Raw genomic sequence first — 23,162 nt, forward strand, 5'->3', positions numbered from 1 at the left:
GTATCGCCCCGAAAACCAAATATACGAGCAGCTCTCCTGGATTTCCCGCTTAAAATACTTCCCCACGTAAGAAGGGGAGCAAGGTCTCCACCGGAAGGGCCTCCACCCTGCGCTGCTGCCGCCCCTCCATAGGTGCTGCCATAAAAAGGGAATTGATGATCGCCTCCTCAGTAGCCTCTATAACAGCTAAAAACAGAGGGCTCATGCCATCGTTGGGCAGGTCCTTTGGCGCAGCCGCACGAAAAGGCTCTGGCTGATGGGCTATTCGGTTTTCCGGAGCCGTGCTAAAAGCGATCACATAGTCCCCTGAGCCATTCGAGGCGATGCCTCCAGTGCGCGCCAGTCCCAGCATGGCCCGCTTCGCAAGGCGCTCCAAATTACGTGCACTTAAGGGCGCATCCGTAGCCACCACGATCATGCAAGAGCCATCTGCTGACTCCAGCTGCCGCCGAAAACTGTACTGCGATAGCCGGCGCCCCACTTGCTTGCCATCGATAGCCAGGACGCCACCGAAATTGCTTTGGACCAGCACCCCCACGGTGAAGCCGCCCAAGCTCGCCGGCAGCTGCCGTGAAGCGGTCCCAATGCCTCCTTTAAAGCCAAAAGCCATGGTCCCCGTGCCTGCCCCCACATTTCCCTCCTCTACCTCAGTGCCGGCGCGCTGAATCGCGGCTAAAAAATCTGCCCCCGAAAGAGGCATCTGCTGAATGGCATTTAGGTAGCCGTCATTCGTCTCGCCGACCACAGCATTAACGGACTGCACCGCTTCATTTCCCGGCTGTGCCAGCGTGTAGCGCACCGCAGCCTCTATCCCCGGCCCTACCGCCAGGGTATTGGTAAGTAAAATCGGCGTTTCTAAATTTCCTAGCTCCTGCACTTGGCTCAGGCCGGCTAGCTTGCCGAAACCATTGCCCACGTAAATGGCCGCAGGGACTTTTTCTCGGAAGATATTGCCCCCGTGGGGCAAAATAGCCGTCACACCTGTCCGAATACTATCTCCTTCTATGCGCGTCTGGTGCCCAACGCGGACGCCCGCCACATCTGTGATACGATTCCCAGGACCGGGAGCCATCACCCCCATAGATAAACCGTAATCTCGATAGTGCTGCTGGCCCATAAGTAAGGTGGGTAAAGTGAAGAACAAAAGTATAATAATTACACAAAATATGCGATGGCGCCAAAAAGGAGAGGGTCGTAACATGGTAGCAGCTGTTTTATTAGGAGGAAAATACAGGTGCTGACGAGAAATTACAAGCTATTTCACATCTTTTGTAAAATTTTTATGAAGAGGTGCCAACTTTCTTTTGTGAACGAACGTTATAAAAGCTCACCCTTTAATTAAATAGAGAATATGCAGTGGAGTATGGAACATTTGGCTTCCTCCACGACGCTGAAGGGAAGCCAGCGAATGAAACTTTTAATGGCTTATGTTAAAAGACTAAAGAAAGAACATTCGAAAAATAATGGAAAAGGAGCCTGAGGCTCCTTTTTTTATTTCTACGAAAAAGGCTGCAGCTCCTCTCCTATTCACGGGCGGCTAGGTTACGCTCATCCGCGCTGAGCTCGCCTCCCAGCTGAATGGCGGCCATCTTTTCGAAAACTTCATTTTTCACCGCTTCGAAGGCCGCTCGGTTTTCGGGTAAAATCGGGGTGGAAGGTGGGATTTTCTCCTTCAACCAATCTACCTGCTTGCCATTTTTCCAAAAGCGGAAGCACAGGTGCGGACCTGTCGCGAGACCCGTCGCCCCTACATAGCCGATCACCTGCCCCTGACGCACCCGTGCACCGGGCTTCATCCCTGAAGCGAATTTAGACATGTGCAGGTACTGCGTGGTGTAGGTAGCGTTATGTTTGATTTTCACATAATTCCCATTCGCCGAAGTGAAGCGCGCTTCTACGACTGTCCCATCTCCGACGGAGCGGATTTCCGTGCCTGTGGGGGCTGCATAATCTGTACCTAGGTGCGGCTTGTAACGCTTTTGGACAGGATGATAACGGTTTAAGTTGTAGCGCGAGCTGATCCGTGTATACTTCAGCGGGTCACGCAAAAAGGCTTTTTTTAGGCTGTTGCCCTCAGCGTCGAAAAAGTTGAACTCCCCTTCTTGTTCGAAAGGAATCGCATGGTAGGGCTCGCCCAGGTGTTCGAAGTAGGCCGCCTGAATTTCGCCTATTCCTACGGATTGGCCGTCTACGACTTTTTCAGAGTAGACGACTTTAAACGCATCGCCCTTCTGCAGGCGCTGAAAATCGACCACCCAGCCATATAAATCCGCGAACTGATCCACGAGGTCGGGACCACCGCCCAAGGCTGTCATGTTCACATACAAATTAGAAGAGATGCTGCCTCCGATTTCTCGGGTTTCGTAGGCCACAGGTTTTTCCTCTTTGTACACGACTGCCTCTTCCAGGTCGAAGACCACATACTCCAGCGCATTCGGCTCATAAATAAAAAAGCGTGGCTTGGCGGTATCACGTGCGGAGAGCACAGTGAATTTTTTATTGTAGGCGATTTTACGCACATCGAAGGCCTCATTTTTTGCAAGGCGATCGATCACCTCGTAAGGAACCGCTAGGGGGGAAAGCAGTGCGCCGAGGGTTTGGTTCTTGGCCACTGTGCCCTCTAAAACGTCGTAATCATCTGCTAAGAAGCCGAACACCGTTTCGATAATTTCTTCTGTCTCTTCTTCGATCTCCTCCAGTAAGGTCTCGGACTTTGGGCCGCAGGCCCCAACATGCAATACAAAAAGGAGGAGCCCAGCCCAAAGCGCCGGCATTCGCAAGTTTAGATTCATAGGATTCGTTAGATGGGTGGTTCGAAAACTAGCGTTCCGTACAAATCTAACGGTAAAAAAGGAAAATAGTACCCAATCGCCTAAAAATTCTACGGTACTAAGCCCGTGAGGCGCGGCATTTCCAGCATCTTAGCGACGGGAATCACGATAGAAAGTGTAAAGTTTACGTATATTTGCTGCTTATAATGAAATAAAATTGACGCTACTATGTATAGAACGCATACTTGTGGAGCCCTTCGGCTCGAACATGTAGGACAGGAGGTTACGCTGGCCGGCTGGGTGCAGCGGGTACGCAATAAGGGAGGCTTAGTCTGGATCGATTTACGGGATCGTTACGGTCTGACACAGTTGATCTTAGAGGAAACCAGCAGCAGTGAAGAGCTCCTTCGACAAGCGACCAGTTTAGGGCGCGAGTTCGTGGTGCAGGCCCGTGGCCAAGTGATCGAAAGAGCGTCAAAAAACGATAAACTACCTACTGGTGCTATAGAAATCAGGGTACAGCGCTTAGAGGTATTAAATCCTGCTAAGCTGCCTCCCTTTTTGATCGAAGACGAGACCGATGGTGGGGAGGATCTGCGCATGAAGTACCGCTACCTGGACTTGCGCCGCGCCGTGGTGCGCGAGAAGTTGCAGCTTCGGCATCGTATGATGCAGCAGGTACGTCGCTATTTAGACGAGCAGGCCTTTATAGAAGTAGAGACACCTGTGCTGATCAAGTCTACACCCGAGGGGGCGCGGGATTTCGTAGTGCCAAGTCGCACGAACCCGGGTGAATTTTATGCCCTTCCGCAGTCGCCTCAGACCTTTAAGCAGCTGCTGATGGTCAGCGGCTTTGACCGGTATTTTCAGATCGTCAAGTGTTTCCGTGATGAGGACCTGCGCGCGGATCGGCAGCCCGAGTTCACCCAGATCGACTGCGAGATGGCCTTTGTGGAGCAGGAAGACATCTTAAACACCTTCGAAGGACTCGTTCGCCACCTCTTTCGCACGGTGAAAGGGGTAGAGCTGGAGGGCCTACAGCGCATGTCTTATGCCGATGCGATGGAAAATTACGGGAATGACAAGCCCGACCTGCGCTTCGACATGAAGATACACCGCCTCACAGATTTTGCGAAGGGCCATGGTTTCCCTATTTTCGAGCAAGCGGAAGTGGTCTTGGGGATTTGTGTCCCCGGTGCTGCCAGCTACACACGTAAGCAGATCGATGCCCTTACAGACTGGGTGAAGCGACCACAGATCGGAGCGAAAGGCATGGTCTACGTGAAGGTGAATGGAGAAAATGACCTCAAGTCTTCTGTGGATAAGTTTTACAGCCCGGATGTACTGCAGCGCTGGGCGCAGCATGTAGGGGCTGGAGCGGGTGACCTTTTACTTCTGCTCAGTGGTGAGGAAGCGGCTACGCGCAAGCAGATGTCCGAGCTTCGCCTAAAAATGGGAGAAGAATTAGGACTTCGCGACCGCAATGTTTTTAAACCCCTTTGGGTGCTGGACTTCCCGCTGCTGGAATGGGACGAAGAAAGCGGACGCTACCATGCCATGCACCACCCGTTTACCTCCCCCAAAAAAGAGGATATCCCACTTTTAGATACGGATCCGGGGCGCGTGCGCGCAAACGCTTATGACTTGGTCATCAATGGCGTAGAAATCGGTGGTGGCTCCATACGTATTCATGATCGAACGACACAGCAGCTGATGTTTCAGCATTTGGGATTCAGTGAAGCAGAAGCCCAGCAGCAGTTTGGTTTCTTATTAGAAGCTTTCGAGTTCGGGGCACCCCCTCATGGAGGCATTGCCTTTGGTTTCGATCGGCTTTGTGCCTTATTTGGAGGCTCCGACTCGATTCGCGACTACATTGCCTTCCCCAAAAATAATGCTGGGCGTGATGTGATGATCGACTCGCCGAGCGCATTGGCAGCCGCACAGTTAGACGAGCTCCAGATCGCGCTGGCCCTTAAAAAATAAGCGGGCCCTCGCCCAATGCTTTCGCCCAAGCTACCCCCCTTAGGAGGTGCTTGGGCTTTTTTTTGGTTAAAGGTGTCGGCTGAAAGGGGAGCTAGTTATGCGGTAAATGGGGAAACTAGGCCACTAAAGGGCGGCGCTAGGTGCATGCCATTTATTTTGGCGCTCCCGCGCCCAAAAGCAAGGAAGTATTTCCGTTTTTCAGCAGCAAGGTCTTTTAGAGTTCCCCGAGTCGTTTGCCTTTTCGGTCGAGCAGACCTTTATGCTTCGGGCTGCCTAAAACTTGTGCATTATAGATGCCAGCATGTCCGCTAAAAAGGTAGGCGACCACGCAGACGATGCCGATGGCGATGCCGGCCTCCATACCGAAGAGTTCTAGTCCCATAAAGGTACAGGCTAGCGGCGTATTCGTGGCGCCGGAAAATACGCCCACAAATCCCAGCCCCGCTAACAGTCCCATGGGCAGGGGAATGAGTCCCTGGCTAAGAGCGTTCCCCAGGGTGGCGCCCGTGTAAAACAAGGGGGTCACTTCGCCCCCTTTAAAACCTGCTCCGAGGGTAAGGGAGGTCATGCCGATTTTCGCCAGAAAGTCATACCACGGCAGCGGGGTATCGAAGGCGTCGACGATGGTGGGCACGCCTAGCCCGATGTATTTTGTGGTGCCGGAGCCGAAAACGATGGCCGCGACGAGCAGGCCTCCGAGAACCGGACGTAGGGGTGGGTAGCTGATACGGCTGAAGAGGGCTGACCAGAAGTGGGTAGCTTTAGCGAAAAGGCGGCCTGCCAGGCCAAAAGCGATGCCTGCGGGAAGCAGCCAGAGTAAGGTGATCAGGTCCATTTCCGGAATTTCCCCCATGCTGTAATGGGTATGAGGTACTGCCCAAAATACCGCACAGGTGAAGTCTGCTACAAAGGCAGCGATGAAGGCGGGGAGGATGGCTTCGTAGCGAATTCTACCGATGATGAGCCACTCTAAGGCGAAGACGGCACCGGCTAAGGGGGTTCCGAAAACTGAGGCGAAGCCCGCCGCCACCCCGATGGTGATCAGGATCCGTCGGTCTTCCGCAACCCATGGAAACCATTTGGAAAACTGATCGGAGAGCGCACCTCCCATTTGCACGGCAGTGCCCTCTCTTCCCGCAGATCCTCCGAAAAGGTGGGTGACCAGCGTACCTGCTAGCACTAAAGGCGCCATGCGAAGGGGGATGGTCTTGGCGGGGCGATAGAACTCGTCGAGCAACTGGTTATTGCCTTTGACCACTTCCTGACCGTAGCGGTGATAGCTGTAGCCGATGAGAAGGCCGGCTAGGGGCAGAGCCCAAATGATACTTGGGTTCGCTTCACGCACGTGGCCTACCCAGTCCAGGGCCACCAAGAAAAAAGCGGAGGCGGAACCTGCTAAAAAGGCGATGATAGTGGCCAGAAGGGTCCATTTAAGGGTGAAGGCAAGTTGAGGAAGCATTTCCTCTTTGAAAAATCGGAGCAGCGCTTCGCTGGCCCCTGCGGTATTTTCCCACATAGGTATGGCTGTTTAGAAAGGGCATACTGTGTAGGAGTCATCAGCCGATATGGCGGTTTTTTTTAGGTGGAACCCCATCACCTGAAACAAAAGTAAGGCTTTTTGCTTTAAATTGGTACTGCCTAAGGGGCATTTTACGCTTTTGAACATGAAAAACATTTTGATTACAGGGGGCTCTGGCTTGGTGGGGCGTGTGTTGACCCAAAAGCTGGAGGCGAAGGGATATGCTGTGGCTTGGCTGAGTCGAAACCCGGAAAAGCAGGGGCAGCAGGGTTATTTTTGGGACCCTATGCGCGGCGAGCTGGATATAGAGGCCCTCAGCTGGGCGGACGGAATCATTCATCTGGCGGGCGCCGGAGTGGCGGATTCGCGCTGGACCAGTGCGCGAAAGCGCTTGATTTTAGAAAGCCGTACCAAGAGTACGGCGCTGCTGGCAGAAAAAATGCGTGCCTTGAAAAAGCGACCTAGCGTTTTTATCGGGGCTAGTGCGATCGGCTATTATGGTATGGATACGGGCGACAAGCTTGTCCAGGAGGCCGATCCTCCAGGGCAAGATTTTTTAGCTCAGGTGGTGGTTGCCTGGGAAAAGGAGTCCTTAGCGATGGGTGCACTCGGCTTGCGCTGCACCTTACTGCGTATCGGTATTGTTTTAGAAAAAAATGGGGGCGCTTTAAAGGCGATGCTGCAACCTCCCGTGGCGGCACCGCTGGGCTCTGGACAGCAATGGATGAGCTGGATCCATGTGGAGGACCTAGCCGCTTTGTTTATATTTGCGCTAGAACAAAGTCTGGAGGGCATCTACAATGCGGTGTCACCCAGCCCGGCCACGAATGCTGCTGTGACGCGTGGGGCGGCGAGCGCTAAGGGCAAACCTTATGTCGGTATCGGCGTACCCGGTTTCGCGCTGCGCTTGGTCTTAGGTGAAATGGCCCAAATGGTGCTCGGCGGCAATAGAGTCTCTGCTGAGAAGACTTTGGCCACCGGCTTCCAGTTTCAGCATACAGATCTACAGGAAGCGCTGGCAGATTTATTTAAATGAAGAAGACCTTCCAACTAAAAACCATAGGATGGTCCCTAAAAGAGGGAGGAAGATCACCACGAGGAGCCAGATAATTTTATCTGTTCCATTGTTGAAATTGCGCGTAAGCACATCGTAGAGGGTATACACGTAGATCGCGAGGCCGATTATTCCGAGTCCAAACATAATTTGATCGCTTAATTTTAAGTAAGATACGTTAGTTGCGCCAAAAAACAAGCCAAAAGGCACTTGGCGGCCATCTAAATTGATTTTTGGTGCTTTTTTTGGACCTTGCTTTCGTTGGATTTTTCGCCATAGGGGTGCTGCGTTATTTTCGCGACAGGGGTGCTGGGATTTTTTGTGGCGCTGATGCTGCATGTATTTTGCGGGGTTTTCTTTCACGTTTTTTTGGAAAGGCTTTTATGTGAATAAAATTCATCGTAATATTGCGATATAACAGATTCAATAATTGCTAGAAAGCTGCTCCCATGGGTATAAGTAAAACCATTCTATTTACCGCCGAACAAAACAAACTGGCCCGCCTGGCCAAAGGGCTGGCACATCCAGCACGCATCGCCATACTCGAATATCTTTTGGCCAGTAGCACCTGCTGTAACAGTAACCTGGTAACCGAACTGGGCTTGGCCCAAGCGACCGTCAGCCAGCATTTACGTGAGCTAAAAGAGCTGGGCCTGATACAGGGAACGATCAGCGGAAACACGATGAATTACTGCATTCACCCTGCAGGATGGCAGGAAGCCAGCGCCTTATTGACTCATTTTCTGGGCCAAAACCCTTTCCCCTCTACCTGTTCTAGTAACTGTTAACACGTATGGAAACTACTCCTCTTTTCCCTGCCTTGCTTGCGCAGATCGAAGCCCTCCCTGTGGCACAGGTGACACAGGAACGCCAAAAAATTCTCCAGCCTCTGATCGCTTTTATCGTGGATAAAGTTCAGAAAAAGGCTGCTGTACACCTCAACTTCATTTGCACCCATAATTCGCGAAGGAGTCATCTGGCCCAAATATGGGCACAGACCCTCGCAGCTTTTTATGGCCTTCCCCACGTATATTGTTATTCAGGAGGCACCGAGGCCACAGCCATGTTTCCCACAGTAGTGGCCACCTTAAGCCAGCAGGGCTTCCAGATCGAGCCCTTGTCCGAAGGTAAAAATCCCCTCTATGCCGTTAAATTTGGCAAAAATGCCCCGCCCCTATTAGCATTCTCCAAAACCTACGACGCGCCCTTTAACCCAGGCAGTAGCTTCGCCGCCGTGATGACCTGCTCCCAGGCAGATGAAGGCTGCCCCTTTATCCCAGGGGCAGAAAAGCGCCTTCCTGTGCGCTATGAAGATCCTAAAGTGTTCGATGGAACAGCCGAACAAGCCGCCAAATACCTTGAGCGCAGCCTCCAAATCGCCACAGAAATGACTTATGTATTTAGCCAAATCGCCTCCTTATGCGCACTACACAACAAGTAAAAAAACAAATGCCCTTTTTCGAGCGGTACCTGAGCCTCTGGGTGGTGCTCTGCATCCTAGTCGGCATCGGCATCGGGCAGGTGGCTGAGGCGCGTATGCAGGTGCTAGCAGATTGGGAGCTCTACGGCGTAAACATTCCCATAGCCATCCTGATTTGGTTGATGATTTATCCGATGATGGTGCAGATTGATTTTAGAAGTATTCGGCAGGTGGGGCGCAGCCCCAAAGGTCTGGTGCTTACCCTTATCATCAACTGGCTCATCAAGCCCTTTACAATGGCCTTTTTTGCTTGGGTATTTTTCGAGCATCTCTACAGCGCATATATAGAACCCGACCTGGCAGGGGAGTATATTGCTGGAGCGATTTTATTAGGAGTAGCTCCTTGTACGGCGATGGTTTTTGTTTGGTCCTATCTCACAGATGGGGATCCGGCCTATACCTTGGTGCAGGTATCTCTTAATGACTTAATCATTCTTGTCGCATTCGTCCCCCTAGTAGGGCTCCTTTTGGGCATAACAGATGTGGAAATCCCCTATCCTACCTTGGTCGTGTCCGTGTTGGTCTTCGTGGTCATCCCCCTGTTGGCCGGCTTATTTACCCATAAAATACTGATGAAGCGCCACGGCGAAACATGGTTTAAAACGAGCTTTTTACCCCGCTTGAAGCCCTTTAGTGTAGTGGCTTTATTGGCTACCCTGGTCTTACTGTTCGCCTTTCAAGGAGCGACGATAGTGGAACGTCCGCTGATCATATTACTGGTAGCACTGCCCTTAACCCTACAGTCTTACTTTATCTTCTTTGTCACGTGGTTTGCCGGTCAGAAGCTGCGTCTGCCACATGCCATTTGTGCGCCTGCGGCGATGATCGGAACCAGTAATTTCTTCGAGCTGGCTGTAGCTGTGGCGATCGCCTTATTTGGGCTTCAGAGCCCCGCCGCCCTAGTGACGGTGGTAGGCGTCTTAGTCGAAGTGCCTGTCATGCTCAGCTTGGTGGCGTTAGCCAACAAATGGCGTTATTAAAAAATCATTCATGCTAATTTACTAAAATCATGCAACTACACGAATTCTTGCAGCTCTTAGGCGAAAACCCGAATAAGACGCTCTACTTTGAATATCTCCCTGGTGCTTTTGTACGGAGTGATTTTCACCTTACAGAGGTAAAAAATGTTCACTTCGACACCGTAGACTGCGGTGGCCAGCGCAATGAATGGCAGGAGGTGCACATTCAGCTTTGGGAAAATGAACTTCCTGAGCCGAACCATGCAGTCAATACGTCAAAGGCACTCGAGATTTTAGAGGCTGTCGATCGCGTACGCCCGATCCTTCGGGAGGCACGTATCAAGTTTGAATACGGTAACGCTGGTTTTCCTACCGCCGTACTTCCTGTACATGCCTTACAGGTAGAAAAAGATCATGTTTTATTCCGATTGATCGCAGATCAAACGACGTGCAAGGCAAAAGACCGAGCGTCTAGCCCGGAGGAAAAGGCGGCGGCATGTTGTGGACCTGCCGGTCCAAAACCTAAGGTTCGCGTTTCACTTCAAAACCTTGGTTCGGCTACCTCCTGTGCACCCGATACAGGTTGCTGCTAATTCATGGCGAATAGTACAGACTCAACTTCTATTTATTCCTTAAAAAGAGCCCCCGCCAAAGAAAATCTTTGCGGGGGCTTTTTAGGTTGCCTTTATTCAACCCGTATAAAAGTTAACTCGCTTATTTCTTTCGGGAAAATAGTTAGATCAGCTTCATTTCTATGATCAGCATGAGACTTCAATTTAATAGTAGCATTGTCTAACATAGTTACTTCAATAGAGAAAAAATATTTTTCACCACCATGAAGCGAAAAGGATCCACTAATCTTATTACTTATTGGGCTAACACTCAATAAAAATTGCGGAATTTTATCCTTTGGTGTTTCCATATAAGACTCAAAGCTCATAAATTGATTTGTTTCATACTTTCCTATTTCATGCAATTGATCCATGACGACCCCATCATTATCTTCATATAGAATGTATCCATAGACTACGTCTCGCACCTCTGCTTCCGCAACGGGTCCCATTTTCATATAAACAGGAACAAATTTAATCGTCAATTCTCGACCTTGGCTTTCATGCTTCCAAGTACCCTCTAATTCGGCTAATTTATGCTCAGCGTCTTGACCACTGACCTGATGCTGACCAAATAAGGGCGCTGTCATGCACAGCACGAAGGCAGCCACTACGATTCCTCTTGTTACCATAAAATAAAATTTATATTAATATAGCACTTTATCCGAAATAAACAAAATAGTTTCAGATTTTTACAAAATAATTATTTTATAAATATTACAAAGAACGAAATTTGCTTCAAAAAGCGGTAGAATTAAGATTTCATCGAATAGGAAGTAAGAAATTAGTTCCCTTGCTATCCTTTTACAGCACCCTGCGTACTGTTCGTTGGAGGGCTTTCCAGGATCCCCATTAGCTCTTCAAGCCCTATCTGTTCGTGAAACAGGACAGAAGTGCCGTTAGGCAAGGTGACTTTCAAAAAAAATAAGGCTCCATCAGACTGAGCGGGGTTGAAAGCCGTTTAAAACTCCCGTTTAATTCCGAAGGCAAGCCTAAAAAATTTTTCGACCGCATGGAATAGGAGAAACTCCGGACAGATACCTATATTTTCATGTTCGTCTTAATCTACCTCCGTCACGTAGATGATTTTTGGATTAATTATTAAATCACTATTATCATTAAAAAAAATTGGTATAAAAACGGACAGCGAAACAACGATAAAATGAAGTTTACCAAGCAAGTTCATATGATTTTAAAATTTTAAGTAGCTCTAGAATGAAATTTGAATTTTGTTGTAGATAACTGAGCGAAGAAGAATCATCGGTTTTGTGTATCTCATGAAATAAATAACTATCAGAGACAAACGACAAACCCTTAGTGACTTCACTTTTATTTTTATAATCAATTCCTTCTTTAAGTTTTAAAAACTTTGATTCATCGTATAAATAGTTGGGAGAAGATGTAAAATTACCTAAATTATTCAGTAAAGCATTCAAGTTTCTTTTATTTGAATATCTTTCAGGCAGTTTAATTTCTCTCGGATAATCCAAAACCTTACAGTATAGTTTAGAATTATTTGATTCATCATGAATATCAAACTCTAATTGCGAAATAAAATAATTCTCCTTATCCATGATAAAACTTATCTCCCCTGTCAGGTTAGACTCCTTTCCTATCTTGTACTTGGCAAAAGGCTGATTTAGAATTATTAGTTTTTTTATACTACCATCACTATTTAACTGAACCCGAGTGTTAAGATCCTTCAACTCAAAAACTTCTTCATTATTTTCTATATGATCAGATAGTTTCCATTTGGAATTTTTTGTATTAATTATACTCAGAAATAGATCCTGTATAAAAGTAGAAACCAGACCCATATTCGACTGAAAAGGAACTAGTTCTTTGCAACTAGTCCATAAACTAGAATATTGAGCTAGAAATCCCATGCCTCCATGATTGAACTGAGTTTTCTTGTTATTTCTATCCTGTAATCCAGCCAATGTTACTACGCCAAAACTCTCCCATAAATAATCTTTAGAAGATTCTCTTAAATAGCTTCTAGCTAAATTAAATTTATCAGTCATTTCGCTTAATTGGATTTTTGAACGGGTTATCAATTCTTCATCCGAATAGCTTTTTATCTCCGATTCTGGTAAATCTATAAATTCTGATTTAAGCTGAATTACATTTTCATCGTTCTTTAAATCCGATAAACAAAAAAATTTGGTTTCATACCCCAAGTACCTGATTACATAATTACAATGGTTTTCTTCACGGGAAATTATCGTTTTACCATCTTTATCACCAATTTGAATATTGTTATTATCACCAATGGATAACGTATAAAAAGGCAAGGGTTTATTATTTTCATCTACCACAATTATTACTTGTGATAAAGCCTCTAAAGAAAAAAGAAACAGTATTAAAGCGCCAAAACATTTCATAATCATAATTTAAACTTAAATATTCCTAATTAATCATTTTCCTCATCAATTAAACCATCGGCAAAATAATAATCCCTAATTTTACCAATTACTTGAAATCTTTCAGGAACTTGTACGTCACCGATCAAGGTATTTCCTTTGTAAATCTGTAGTCTTGAAAATCCTTGTTCTATTCCATTCGGATAATAAGACCTGAAAGTTAAATCACTATGGGTATCATGATAAATGTGATGATAAAAACCAGCCCTTTTTAAATCCGACTTATACCTATCCAAAGCATCATCAATGGTACTTGTTTTAGGATACGCTGTATTCATCTCTAAGCCTTCTTTTCCAAATTTGTAGCGTAATGTACCATTGAAGTCATACACATGGATTAAAGGATCTATTCCATAAGATATAAAAATTTTGTCTTCCCCTTGACTAATAAATGAAAAATCAAAATTGGGGATAAAGAGTTGCTTTAAATATTCTTCGGATCTTTTCCCAACTCCCGACTCAACTTTCTTAGTTTTGATGTTATATTTGCCCAACACATAAACGTATTTGTAATACTCTTCAGAGATATAGCCATTCAATTTAGGGTGGCTCATAGTCATGGGAAGTAAGATTTCATCGGATTGTCTACTTACTATAAATGAGGTGTTGTAGCCATGCTGCTTCGTATCGATCTCATAAAGACCAAGCATCTCTGCTTTTGGATTATTTAGCATGTCTTGATAAGATTCAGAATACTCCCATTCGATAGGAAAAGACTCAACTCTCTGAAAGTCTTTATCATATACCACTAGTTGGAAGTTGTCCAAAATAAGATGAAATCCATCAAATGCGTAAGGTTGTAAACCATGAATAACATTTTGATTATTAGGGCCCTGTCCTTTACCCAGATATGTCCCAAGATATTCCCCTTTTACATCGTATGAGAAGATAGAACTAAATAGTTGATCTACAAAAAGCACTCGCTCATTTGCTACCATTAGAAAGCCAACCCCTGAGAAATAATCTTTTTCTAAAAGCAAAGTATCTATTGTTAAGGATTGAATAGAAAGATCAAGCTCTTGATATATGGGGACTACATTTTGTTCTTTCTTACTACACCCAAACCAGACAACAATAAAGCTAAAAATAAGATATTTTTTGATATTTATCTGTTTATAAAACAACAAGATGCAACTAAGATCAAAATATGTTTTTGAATCAAAAACATATTTATTTAGACAATTGAATAAATTATACAAATTGTGATGTTATACTGCGATTTTCTACTTATACATTATATATAAATTCACATTCTAAAAAGAGAAGACTAAGGCAGAAAACCTTAGCCTAAATTTTTAGATTTAATTAATCTGGAGGACAATTAGATGGAAATACAGAACAATCTCCTTGACCACACCTGGCTCTAAGTGAAATCGCATTCCCACCGTAACAACCACCCTGTTTGCAGCGACAAATGTTTTCCTCTGGAGGACTTGGCCAATCAGGCAGTCCAATTGGTTGAGAATTGGTCGGACTTTAACTGGTAAAAGAATTTTAACGTCATAAAATTTAACTAAATTTACCCCCCCCCGATTAAAAATCAAGTTTTCAATAAAAATATTTCTAATCCAACCTATAAAACACTGATAATCAGCGTAAAAAATTATAAATTATCTACGAACAGTATCTTTTCGACGAAAACATATTGCATTTATCTTTGATTACGCTATTTGGTCCTTTGGAGGGCAGGTGTTCGAATTGCTCCTTGTGGGGTAATCGGTAATTACAACTGCACCAATTTAGGTAAATAAGCATACACCATGATTGGCAACAAGAATGCACCGATCCAATAAGAAGTCAGGAATTGGTCCCTTCGCTGTCCTCGCACAGCACCCTGCGTACTGTTCGTTGGAGGGCTTTCCCTTAAATTTTAAGTCTAATCTTGCTGTAATATGCTGCCAAGAATATATATCCTGCTCGTCTAAGTCTATGCGTGGTAATGGTAGTGACAAGGATGTAGCTGTTCGCCATTCGCCCAAAGCCTGCACGCCATGAAACGGATGGCGATTACAAACCCCCACAGTGTGTATTCACCACCTCATTGATGCCATGCACAGCATACCAAAAAACCGCCGCTTGTCGCACATGCGCAAAGCGGCGGCCATCAAAAAAAATTAATCGCTCGAAAAAAAATAGTCTTAATTGTCTTCTACCTCTAAAACGAATGGTTCTAGAATTTTACGCTCTCCTTCATCCAGGCGAATAGATTCCACTTGAAAGGGGATAAAAGGAGCATTCGGCACTGCCTCTAAACGATAGGTTCCTGCGCGCAAGCCACCGAGGCGAAAAAACCCTTCGGCGTTTGTAAAAGTTGAAAGAGTGTCTTGCTGCTGAATCAAACGGACCGGCAGAGGACCCGCCTCCGCAGGCAGTACCCGACCTTCTACCTGGGCCAGCGCCTCTACCACGACATGAAGAACGGGGCGGAGTATAAACATCCCACTATTACCTGCGCGAACGATCGAACGGTCGACGTCAAAATCCAAAACCAGGTCATAGGTGCCTCCTGGAGACAAAGGCATATTCAAATTTAATTTCAAGCCGCTCTGCTGCGCACTTGGTGTAGTAAGCGGTATTCGCTGCCCTCCGCGCATGAGAAAGTTATTGTCCCCCAAAATAAGTCGAATCTGTGCCAAGTCCCCTGCTGGAACCTCCAGGCTGGCCAGCTGCTCTGAGCGCCCACCTGTCAGCGTCAGCAAGTTGAGCATCCCCTCCGCTTCATTTTCATAGGGAAAGCGAATCCAGGCACGCTCGTCCTCTTCTGGGCCGTTTTGGCGCGGTCGTAACTCCACTGCCAGCACCTCCACCCACACTTCATCAAAATCTGCGGGAGCGTCCACTAAAAAAATATTTACCTGAGCGGCCCCCTGCAGATCGAGCTGCTCTTCGCGCTCTTCAGAACAGCCGGTTAAAAGCCCTATCCCCAGCAGAAGGGCAAAGAAATAAAGATAGCTTCTCTTTTCCATTCTCTATATTTTTGCACAGCCTTCAACAAAGCGTGTGCCAAAAAAAGCCTATTTATTTCGGTTTAAAGCTAAAAAAGTAAACGTCCCCCTCTCCGCAGTTGCAGAGATGAGGACGCTTACTGCCCTTTGCCCGGCGGGCACCCTCCTTAAAACCGTGCTTTCACACCGATCTGCGGCACCCACAGTAAAAACACGGAACGGCGTACGTTTAAGGTCAAATCCCCATCAGCGGCATAAACAGCATCCCTACGGGTGAGAAAATCCAGCTCGCCAAGGGTATTAAAATAGGTCATCGAAAGCTCCACTTTTACCGTAGTCTGCGGGATAGCGTAATTTAATCCAGCCCCTACCTCATAAAAAGCGGCCCAGTCAAACTGTTCCGTTCCAGAGGAAATGGGATCTGCTAGCCTGTTTTCGCGGATTCTGGAGCGGGTGTAGGTGTGCAGGGCACCAAAACGCCCTTCTACAAAAGGGCTAAGTCCATAGCCCACATCGTGCATGAGCCGGGCCACAGCCGCTCCCGTGATCATGTTGTTATTTCTTCTGATCCGAAAGGATTGGGCCACGCCCCCGAGGACATCCTGCCTTCTGGTCATTTCGGTTCCGAAGCGGACATAGGTAAAGCTTCCCCCTACGTAAAAAGGCGTTTTTTTCACCTGGTGCAAATAGTCCAGCCCGATGCCCGGTACCACCAGCTCCCCTACCTCATCGAAGAGGCCTCCGCTCGAGAAGCCTGTGAAAATCCGTATGCCCGCTAGGTTCGGCTCATGCGGGGTAGTCTGGGCCTGTAGATAGGTTATCCCCATAAAAAGCAATCCAAGAAAAATAACTTTTTTCATTCTTCGCATTTTTTAAAATTTTCTTCCTCTTTTTTTACGCAGAAAGACCGTATTGGTTTGGGTTTATTTTTGAAAAATTAGAAAATAAAAGTGTTGGGGAGGACGGCTTCTGCCCAGAGATGGATGTGCTCCCATGCAGTCTTTTATGAATGGTTTTTCATTTTGATCGCCAAGGCTTATTTTCACTTTTTCACCTCATCACTTCATCATTGATTTACATAAAAGCATGATGCGCTTCTTGACCACACGTTTTGCTTTCCTTCTCCTGGCCCTTGGCTATCTGGGCACTGAGCCCCTATTGGCCCAGGTCGGGCCCAAGGAAACTGCTGACATTTCCCTAGACTACTATTTGCCGGAAGGCTATCGCTACGATCCGAATGTTCCTCGTCCAGAAGAGATTTTAGGCTTTCAGGTGGGCGAATGGCATGCAGATTATGGGCAGGCGCTGCGGTATTTGGAGGCCTTGGCGGCTTCTAGTGAGCGAGCGGAATTACGGGTGATCGGCCAGACCTACGAAAAGCGGCCGCAGGTGGTGCTTTATATCAGCAGCCCAGAGAACATCCGTTCCTTAGACTCGCTCCAGGGCAGCCGAAAGGAGTTTCGTAATCCCAATGCCTCCATCCCTTACGCCGATACGCCGCTGGTGCTGGCGGCTGGCTATAGCGTGCATGGAAATGAGGCTTCCGCGCTAAATGCTTCTTTACTCACTGCCTACTTTTTTACCGCCGCAGAAGAGGTCTTACCTGAATTAGCGCATACGATCTGGATGCTAGATCCCTCCATGAACCCGGATGGGAGCAATCGTTTTGCGACCTGGGTGAATAGTCATCGGAGTTACACCTTAAATGGGGATCCTAATCAGCGGGAGCTCAGTGAGGCTTGGCCGGGAGGCCGAGGAAACCACTATTGGTTCGACCTAAACCGGGACTGGATGCTCGTGCAGCATCCCGAGTCGCAGCATCGTGTAAAACACTTTCAGGCCTGGCTGCCCACCGTCTTTTTAGACTACCATGAGATGGGCAAGAACAGCACCTACTTTTTTCAGCCGGGGATTCCTTCGCGTGACCATCCCCTGATTCCAAAAGAAAATATGGTGCTCACCGAAAAAATCGCCCAATACCATGCCGAGGAGCTCGACGGCATCGGCAGTCTTTACTACTCACGCGAGAGTTTTGACGAGTACTTTTTCGGCTATGGCTCCACCTACCCAGATATACAGGGCAGCATCGGTATTTTATTCGAGCAGGCCAGCTCGCGTGGCCACCTGCAGGAAAGCATCTATGGTCCGCTGCCGTTTGCCTTTACGATCCGTAATCAGTTTCGGACATCCCTTAGCACCTTTCGGGCCGTAACAGCCATGCGCGAGGAGCTTCATCGCTATCAGCACGGATTCTATAAGCAAGCCCTCCAGGAGGCGGAGGCAGATACGGACAAGGCCTACATTTTCGGTCAGAAGGAGGACCCCGCTCGCGCACATGCCTTGGCCCAAATGATACAGCAGCATGCCATCGATGTGTATCAGCTGAACGAAGACATTACCGTCAACAGTGTGTCTTTCGAGCAGGAAAAAGCTTACATAGTGCCCTTAAACCAGCCTCAATATCGGCTGATCAAAGCCTTTTTTGAGGTTCGAAACGAGTTTACAGACAGCTTATTTTATGATGTCTCAGCCTGGACCATGCCCATGTCCTTTCATGTGGATTACATGGCACTCAGCAGTCGGATAGTCAATTTGGCCAATGTGACCTTGCTGGCGGACAGCCCCACCCTACCTCCCGGGCGCTTCCATGAGGCCGAGGATCCGGTGGCATACAGTTTCGAGTGGCATGCCTACTACGCCCCTCGCCTGACGCATCGCCTGATGGAGGCTGGTTTTCTGGTGCGCCTCAGCCATCAGCCCTTACTGCTAAGTGAGGAGCAAGCCTTAAAGGCAGGCGCTGTGGTGGTAAGCATCCCTCGGGGTGGCGCTGACGCGCAAAAAGTAGAGCTGGAAAGGATCCTGCGCGAAGAAGCGCTACCACTCGGCATCGACGTACATGCGATCCAGTCGGGTTACACGATGGGAGTTAACTTAGGCTCCCCTCAAATCGATGTGCTCCAAAAGCCCGAGGTGGCCCTGCTGGTGGGACCTGGCGTAAACAGCATCGAGGCGGGTGAAATTTGGCACCTCTTCGACCAGCGGATGCACCTACCGCTTACCTTACTTTCGACCGAGCGGCTGGCCAGCGCAGACCTCAGCCGGTACACGGTCATCGCGCTTCCGAATGGCAACTATGATGCCGTATGGGGGGAGCGGGAGGCAGAAAAGCTAAAGGCCTGGACGGCCAAAGGGCATACCCTGATCGCCCGCGGCCAAGCCCTCCAGTGGGTGGATAAAATGGGGCTGGCAGAGATCGACTTTCGAGAGCTTGCGCCGGAAGAAAAGGAGGCCGGAGAAGCCCGTGCGTATAAAGATTACGAAAAAAATCGGGGGGCACGCTTGACGAGTGGGACGATTTTTCATGCACAGCTAGATCTCAGCCACCCCCTCGGGTATGGCTACACACAGGAAGAAATGTACACCTTTCGGAATACCAATTTGATTTTAGAGCTGCCTAAAAATCCTTATGCAAGCCCCCTTCGCTACCGAAAAAATCCGCTGGCGAGTGGTTACGTGCATCCCGAAATCGAAAAAGTCCTTTCGGAAAGTGCGGGGATCGTCGTGAAGCGCCTAGGAGCAGGCCGGGTGGTGGCGTTCGCTGATAATCCCAATTTCCGTGCCGTCTGGTACGGAACGAATAAACTGTTTTTAAATGCCGTCTTTTTCGGCCAAGTCATACAATCTGGAACAAGTGATGCAAATTAAGATGTGGAAATGTTGGGCCCTCGGGGCTGTCATGGGGGCGTATAGCACCCTGCTAGGAACTGCGGCAGTAGCGCAAACCCTCGTCATGCGGGATGCGGATGTCGCCAAAATGGTGGACGCGGTGGATAGCGAACGCCTAAAGGAGTATGTGTACACCTTAGCTGATTTTGGGACACGCCATAGTCTCAGTGAGCGGGAGGAAGGGCGCGGCATCGATGCTTCTCAGGATTATGTGAAAGGCTTTTTCGATGCCTTGCCTGCGGCAAAAGATGGCCGGCTGGATGTGGTGCTGGACCGCTTTACTGTTCCAGCAGATGGAAGAAGAATCCCCCAGGATGTGGAGCTTGCGAACATCATGGCGACGCTAAAAGGCAGCGATCCGCAGGACGATCGGGTATTTATCGTCAGTGCGCATATCGATAGCCGGGCGCTGAACGTGATGGATCGTAGCGGGGAGGCACCTGGTGCCAATGATGATGGTTCCGGAGTGGCGGGAGTCATGGAGATGGCGCGCGTGATGAGTGAGCGCTCCTTTCCTGCGACGATCATTTTTCTTATCGTAACTGGTGAAGAACAGGGACTGAAGGGCGCTGAGCACATGGCCAAACGCGCTAAGGCCGAAGAGTGGAACCTAGTCGCCATGCTCAATAATGACATGATCGGGAATAGTCGCTCTTCGGGTACCGAGCTGGCAGACAATACCCGTGTCCGCATCTTTTCTGAGGGCATCCCAGTCGCTGAGACCGAGCGGGGAGCGGCCATTCGTCGCTACACGAACGCAGAAAATGACAGTCCATCTCGCCAGCTTGCTCGCTACATGAAAGAGGTTGGAGAGCGCTATGTGGATCAGCTGGAGGTCAAACTTATCTACCGTTCGGATCGCTTTTTACGGGGAGGAGATCAGACACCCTTTGCCCGGGAGGGCTTCACGGCCATACGGGTATGTGAGATGAACGAAAATTATTACTATCAGCATGAAGATGTGCGCGTGGAGGACGGCATCCAGTATGGCGATCTGCCCGAGTTCGTGGACTATGCGTACATGCAAAAGGTGACGGCCCTAAATGTCGCGAATCTCGCTGCTTTAGCCACCGCACCCTCTGCACCTCGCCAGGTGGGCATCGACGTGCGACGCCTTAGTAACTCGACGACGCTCCAGTGGGAAGCCCCCGAAACGGGTGAAGCGGTGGGCTATTACGTGTTGATGCGCGAAACGGATCAGTCGATGTGGGAGAAAAAGTTTTTTACTACGGAGACGCGCATGGAGCTTCCTTATTCGAAGGATAATTACTTCTTTGCTGTGCAGGCAGTGGGGGAACGCGGTTTCGAAAGCCTACCTGTTTTTCCGCAGCCGATTATGCGTTAAACGCAGCGGATTTACTCGCCTTCATTCGTCTACGACCGAGCGGATGAAGGCGATTAAGGTGCCGATTTCAGGCCAAGAAAGGCCTAAGTGTGCCTGAGAGTGTGCCAGTGCATCGCGAAGTTTCCCGATGGCGTTCATGCGCTCCACCCAGCGGTCGCGGCTCAGCGTCGGATCGAAGGCCCGGAAGCGCTGCTGTTTCGAATAGATGCTTCCGATATCGCCAAACTGCAAGCACTGCACCAGGTCGATTTCTTCTTCTCGTGCGCGCTTAGTGGCGTAGAGCTGTGTGGCTGCCGCTAAGCGCTCGGCAGAAATGGAGCTTTGCCAGTCGGCTATTTCATGACGGATTTTTTCTTTTAAGAAGGTCTCAAATATGCTGATCATACCGAAAATTCCGAGGCGCATCGGCATTTTATCCAGGTCCGTTCGGGTGACGATATAAGCGGGTAGCTGTTCTTCATCGCGGATGAAGTAGCGTCTCTTTTCTTGGAGCAGCCGGAAGACGCTGAGCAGCGGGGTCTCTGGTGGGAGCCAGTCTGCTTCCTCCACCGGACGCGGGCGCTCATCATCTGCCTCGAAACACCAATAGTGGCCGGCTTCATCCTGTATAAAGGCACTATGGAAACCCTGCTGTCCCATTTTTTCCATATAGTCCTGCATGGAGAAGATGGCCAGCGGCTCTGCCAGGGTCAGGACGCTGAGTTGCTCTTCGAAAATCAAGCGCAGGCGGTCGATGGGACGGAGTCGCTTAGGCCTTTGGCCTTTTTTCAGGGGCATGTTATCCATGGTGCTGTTTTTTTTCGATCATTTCGGACACGATCCTGGCGGATAACAGAGCCAGGGGAATACCTCCCCCCGGGTGCACGGAGCCCCCACAGAAGTATAGATTTTTTATGTTCGGGCTGTAATTGGCATGGCGCAAAAAAGCAGAGAAGCGGTTGTTCGAGCTATTTCCGTAAAGGGCCCCTTGTGCGCTACTCGTTTTACTTTCGATGCTTCTCGGGTCGAGAATTTCTTCTACCTCTATCAGCGGGCTGATGTCTGTGCCGAGGACGCGCTCTACTTTCTCCAGGATGTAGCGCCGCGCCTTTCGGATGTAGACCTCCCAGTTTTGTCCTTGGTTATTTGGCACATTAATCATAGTAAACCAGTTCATCCCTCCCTTAGGCGCATCGTCCGGCTTATGGACGGAGGTAATGTTTATATACACCGTGGGATCTTTATAGATTTCTTTCCGGTTAAAGATGTAGTCAAATTCTTTTTGATAGTCTTCGGAGAAGAGGATATTATGCAGTCCAAGTTCGGGAAATTCTTTTCGGATGCCCCAGTAGAAAATCAGGGCAGAGCTGGATTTGGGTTGGTTGAGCAGGCGTTTAGGTTGTTTTTGCTTGCGCAAAATTGTTTTATAGGCATTCACCATGTCCATATTATTGACTACGAGGTCGCCGAAGATCCTTTGGTCGGAGACCACCACCCCGAGCGCCTTCCCTTTTTCTACGATGATTTCTTCTACGGGGCTGTTCAGGTGGAACTGTACACCGATGGACTGGGCCAGTTTATACAGGGACTGGGTGATGTCGTGCATGCCTTTTTTCGGGAAAAAGGCGCCTTTATTAAATTCTAGGTGGGGAATGATGTTAAGGGTCGCGGGTGTTTCATAGGGGTTAGAGCCATTATAGGTAGCGTATCGATTAAAGAGCTGGACGAGCTTGGGATGCTGGAGCGCCTGTGCGTTCGCTTGATGCATGGTAGAGAAAAGGCCCAGCTTATGCAGCTGCCCATAGGCTTTTAGGGCGTCGGTATTGGTCCAGGTCTGCAGCCGGTGCAGGGAGCGGTACATAAAAAGGGGCGCCAGTTTGTCGTACATGAAGGCGCTTTGGTTCAGATGTGCGAGGATGTTTTCGGCAGGCTCCCCAAATTTATGGCCAGCCTCTGTGGCGAAGAGGTGCGGGTCTGCATAGGCTTTTAGGGTTTTTCCTCCTTCCCAAAAGTAGTGACAGGTGATATCGAGTTTTTCGTAGGTGAAAAAATCTTCGGGCTTCCTGCCGGTGATGCGAAAGAGGTCTTCTACTTCTTCCGGCAGGGTGAATAGGGAGGGGCCGGCATCGAAGCGGTATCCTCCTAGGCGAATTTCAGCTAGTTTTCCTCCCGGGTAAGCATTGGCCTCGAAGACGTCTACGGCATAGCCCTGCTGACGCAGACGGATGGAGGCGGCCAGGCCCGCTACTCCTGAGCCGATGACGAGCGCTCTTTTTTCTTTCATACCCCTAATTAACACATTTTTTTTGGGCCTGTTTTCGCTGTAGGAAGGAATTCTTAGGAACTATGTGGAGGAAAGGGGGAAAA

The 23,162-nt window shown here is 48.7% G+C and carries 19 protein-coding genes and 1 riboswitch; of the genes, 8 read left to right on the forward strand and 11 right to left on the reverse strand.

All coding sequences use genetic code 11. From position 1 onward, the window contains the following. Positions 1–49: 49 nt before the first annotated feature. Entirely contained in the window at positions 50–1,117 is a 1,068-nt protein-coding gene (locus ACXIT9_RS05765) for a P1 family peptidase (protein WP_458055274.1), read from the reverse strand. 406 nt (positions 1,118–1,523) lie between these two features. Further along, the gene (locus tag ACXIT9_RS05770; protein WP_458055275.1) at positions 1,524–2,792 is read right to left on the reverse strand and encodes a peptidoglycan DD-metalloendopeptidase family protein; all 1,269 of its coding nucleotides are present in this window, start codon (positions 2,790–2,792) and stop codon (positions 1,524–1,526) included. A 207-nt stretch (positions 2,793–2,999) separates the two neighbouring features. Between ACXIT9_RS05770 and aspS the strand changes: the two genes are divergently transcribed. Further along, positions 3,000–4,754, forward strand: coding sequence for an aspartate--tRNA ligase (gene aspS, locus ACXIT9_RS05775; RefSeq protein ID WP_458055276.1), 1,755 nt, complete (start codon positions 3,000–3,002; stop codon positions 4,752–4,754). A gap of 214 nt (positions 4,755–4,968) precedes the next feature. Here the strand turns inward: aspS and ACXIT9_RS05780 are convergent, their stop codons facing one another. Beyond that, the gene (locus ACXIT9_RS05780) at positions 4,969–6,270 is read right to left on the reverse strand and encodes a voltage-gated chloride channel family protein (protein ID WP_458055277.1); all 1,302 of its coding nucleotides are present in this window, start codon (positions 6,268–6,270) and stop codon (positions 4,969–4,971) included. A gap of 24 nt (positions 6,271–6,294) precedes the next feature. Continuing rightward, positions 6,295–6,361: riboswitch (Fluoride riboswitch) on the reverse strand. 57 nt (positions 6,362–6,418) lie between these two features. On the opposite strand from ACXIT9_RS05780, the gene ACXIT9_RS05785 reads away from it, so the two are divergent. Beyond that, positions 6,419–7,309, forward strand: coding sequence for a TIGR01777 family oxidoreductase (locus tag ACXIT9_RS05785; protein ID WP_458055278.1), 891 nt, complete (start codon positions 6,419–6,421; stop codon positions 7,307–7,309). On the opposite strand, the gene ACXIT9_RS05790 is transcribed toward ACXIT9_RS05785, so the two are convergent. Then, the gene (locus tag ACXIT9_RS05790; RefSeq protein WP_458055279.1) at positions 7,298–7,474 is read right to left on the reverse strand and encodes a PLD nuclease N-terminal domain-containing protein; all 177 of its coding nucleotides are present in this window, start codon (positions 7,472–7,474) and stop codon (positions 7,298–7,300) included. The genes ACXIT9_RS05785 and ACXIT9_RS05790 overlap by 12 nt on opposite strands. Positions 7,475–7,776: 302 nt before the next feature. On the opposite strand from ACXIT9_RS05790, the gene ACXIT9_RS05795 reads away from it, so the two are divergent. The 4 genes from ACXIT9_RS05795 to ACXIT9_RS05810 are packed head-to-tail and all read left to right on the forward strand — an operon-like array spanning position 7,777 to position 10,359. Further along, positions 7,777–8,115, forward strand: a complete 339-nt coding sequence (locus tag ACXIT9_RS05795; RefSeq protein ID WP_458055280.1) for an ArsR/SmtB family transcription factor — start codon at positions 7,777–7,779, stop codon at positions 8,113–8,115. A 5-nt stretch (positions 8,116–8,120) separates the two neighbouring features. Then, the gene (locus tag ACXIT9_RS05800; RefSeq protein ID WP_458055281.1) at positions 8,121–8,768 is read left to right on the forward strand and encodes an arsenate-mycothiol transferase ArsC; all 648 of its coding nucleotides are present in this window, start codon (positions 8,121–8,123) and stop codon (positions 8,766–8,768) included. Then, positions 8,747–9,787, forward strand: coding sequence for an ACR3 family arsenite efflux transporter (gene arsB, locus ACXIT9_RS05805; protein ID WP_458055282.1), 1,041 nt, complete (start codon positions 8,747–8,749; stop codon positions 9,785–9,787). Before ACXIT9_RS05800 ends, arsB begins: the two co-directional genes overlap by 22 nt. A gap of 29 nt (positions 9,788–9,816) precedes the next feature. After that, the gene (locus ACXIT9_RS05810; protein WP_458055283.1) at positions 9,817–10,359 is read left to right on the forward strand and encodes a DUF6428 family protein; all 543 of its coding nucleotides are present in this window, start codon (positions 9,817–9,819) and stop codon (positions 10,357–10,359) included. Between the two features lie 92 nt (positions 10,360–10,451). On the opposite strand, the gene ACXIT9_RS05815 is transcribed toward ACXIT9_RS05810, so the two are convergent. From ACXIT9_RS05815 to ACXIT9_RS05835, 5 genes are all read right to left on the reverse strand, one after another. Next, positions 10,452–11,009, reverse strand: a complete 558-nt coding sequence (locus ACXIT9_RS05815) for a DUF6705 family protein (RefSeq protein ID WP_458055284.1) — start codon at positions 11,007–11,009, stop codon at positions 10,452–10,454. 537 nt (positions 11,010–11,546) lie between these two features. Then, positions 11,547–12,767, reverse strand: coding sequence for a hypothetical protein (locus ACXIT9_RS05820; RefSeq protein WP_458055285.1), 1,221 nt, complete (start codon positions 12,765–12,767; stop codon positions 11,547–11,549). A 23-nt stretch (positions 12,768–12,790) separates the two neighbouring features. Continuing rightward, positions 12,791–13,999: a hypothetical protein gene (locus tag ACXIT9_RS05825; RefSeq protein WP_458055286.1), complete on the reverse strand. Its 1,209-nt coding sequence runs from the start codon at positions 13,997–13,999 to the stop codon at positions 12,791–12,793. A 939-nt stretch (positions 14,000–14,938) separates the two neighbouring features. Then, complete coding sequence (locus ACXIT9_RS05830) at positions 14,939–15,766, reverse strand: DUF4382 domain-containing protein (RefSeq protein ID WP_458055287.1); 828 nt, start codon at positions 15,764–15,766, stop codon at positions 14,939–14,941. Positions 15,767–15,912: 146 nt separating this feature from the next. Then, the gene (locus ACXIT9_RS05835) at positions 15,913–16,605 is read right to left on the reverse strand and encodes a hypothetical protein (RefSeq protein ID WP_458055288.1); all 693 of its coding nucleotides are present in this window, start codon (positions 16,603–16,605) and stop codon (positions 15,913–15,915) included. A gap of 226 nt (positions 16,606–16,831) precedes the next feature. Between ACXIT9_RS05835 and ACXIT9_RS05840 the strand changes: the two genes are divergently transcribed. Together ACXIT9_RS05840 and ACXIT9_RS05845 are read left to right on the forward strand one after the other, a co-directional pair. After that, on the forward strand, positions 16,832–19,450 hold the full coding sequence (locus tag ACXIT9_RS05840) for a M14 family zinc carboxypeptidase (protein ID WP_458055289.1): 2,619 nt from the start codon (positions 16,832–16,834) through the stop codon (positions 19,448–19,450). A 31-nt stretch (positions 19,451–19,481) separates the two neighbouring features. Continuing rightward, entirely contained in the window at positions 19,482–20,816 is a 1,335-nt protein-coding gene (locus tag ACXIT9_RS05845) for a M28 family metallopeptidase (protein ID WP_458055644.1), read from the forward strand. A gap of 21 nt (positions 20,817–20,837) precedes the next feature. Here the strand turns inward: ACXIT9_RS05845 and ACXIT9_RS05850 are convergent, their stop codons facing one another. Then, positions 20,838–21,602: a hypothetical protein gene (locus ACXIT9_RS05850; RefSeq protein ID WP_458055290.1), complete on the reverse strand. Its 765-nt coding sequence runs from the start codon at positions 21,600–21,602 to the stop codon at positions 20,838–20,840. Continuing rightward, positions 21,595–23,079, reverse strand: a complete 1,485-nt coding sequence (crtD, locus tag ACXIT9_RS05855; RefSeq protein WP_458055291.1) for a 1-hydroxycarotenoid 3,4-desaturase CrtD — start codon at positions 23,077–23,079, stop codon at positions 21,595–21,597. Before crtD ends, ACXIT9_RS05850 begins: the two co-directional genes overlap by 8 nt. Positions 23,080–23,162: the final 83 nt, after the last annotated feature.

Source organism: Nitritalea sp., assembly GCF_054166705.1.

Coding starts and splice junctions, on each gene's coding strand:
- ACXIT9_RS05785 (WP_458055278.1), top strand. CDS start 6,419: ATGAAAAACATTTTGATTACAGGGGGCTCTGGCTTGGTGGGGCGTGTG.
- ACXIT9_RS05850 (WP_458055290.1), bottom strand. CDS start 21,602: ATGGATAACATGCCCCTGAAAAAAGGCCAAAGGCCTAAGCGACTCCGT.
- ACXIT9_RS05765 (WP_458055274.1), bottom strand. CDS start 1,117: ATGGGCCAGCAGCACTATCGAGATTACGGTTTATCTATGGGGGTGATG.
- ACXIT9_RS05800 (WP_458055281.1), top strand. CDS start 8,121: ATGGAAACTACTCCTCTTTTCCCTGCCTTGCTTGCGCAGATCGAAGCC.
- ACXIT9_RS05815 (WP_458055284.1), bottom strand. CDS start 11,009: ATGGTAACAAGAGGAATCGTAGTGGCTGCCTTCGTGCTGTGCATGACA.
- ACXIT9_RS05795 (WP_458055280.1), top strand. CDS start 7,777: ATGGGTATAAGTAAAACCATTCTATTTACCGCCGAACAAAACAAACTG.
- ACXIT9_RS05835 (WP_458055288.1), bottom strand. CDS start 16,605: ATGAAAAAAGTTATTTTTCTTGGATTGCTTTTTATGGGGATAACCTAT.
- arsB (WP_458055282.1), top strand. CDS start 8,747: ATGCGCACTACACAACAAGTAAAAAAACAAATGCCCTTTTTCGAGCGG.
- ACXIT9_RS05840 (WP_458055289.1), top strand. CDS start 16,832: ATGATGCGCTTCTTGACCACACGTTTTGCTTTCCTTCTCCTGGCCCTT.
- ACXIT9_RS05845 (WP_458055644.1), top strand. CDS start 19,482: ATGGGGGCGTATAGCACCCTGCTAGGAACTGCGGCAGTAGCGCAAACC.
- ACXIT9_RS05810 (WP_458055283.1), top strand. CDS start 9,817: ATGCAACTACACGAATTCTTGCAGCTCTTAGGCGAAAACCCGAATAAG.
- ACXIT9_RS05820 (WP_458055285.1), bottom strand. CDS start 12,767: ATGATTATGAAATGTTTTGGCGCTTTAATACTGTTTCTTTTTTCTTTA.
- ACXIT9_RS05830 (WP_458055287.1), bottom strand. CDS start 15,766: ATGGAAAAGAGAAGCTATCTTTATTTCTTTGCCCTTCTGCTGGGGATA.
- ACXIT9_RS05770 (WP_458055275.1), bottom strand. CDS start 2,792: ATGAATCTAAACTTGCGAATGCCGGCGCTTTGGGCTGGGCTCCTCCTT.
- aspS (WP_458055276.1), top strand. CDS start 3,000: ATGTATAGAACGCATACTTGTGGAGCCCTTCGGCTCGAACATGTAGGA.
- ACXIT9_RS05780 (WP_458055277.1), bottom strand. CDS start 6,270: ATGTGGGAAAATACCGCAGGGGCCAGCGAAGCGCTGCTCCGATTTTTC.
- crtD (WP_458055291.1), bottom strand. CDS start 23,079: ATGAAAGAAAAAAGAGCGCTCGTCATCGGCTCAGGAGTAGCGGGCCTG.
- ACXIT9_RS05790 (WP_458055279.1), bottom strand. CDS start 7,474: ATGTTTGGACTCGGAATAATCGGCCTCGCGATCTACGTGTATACCCTC.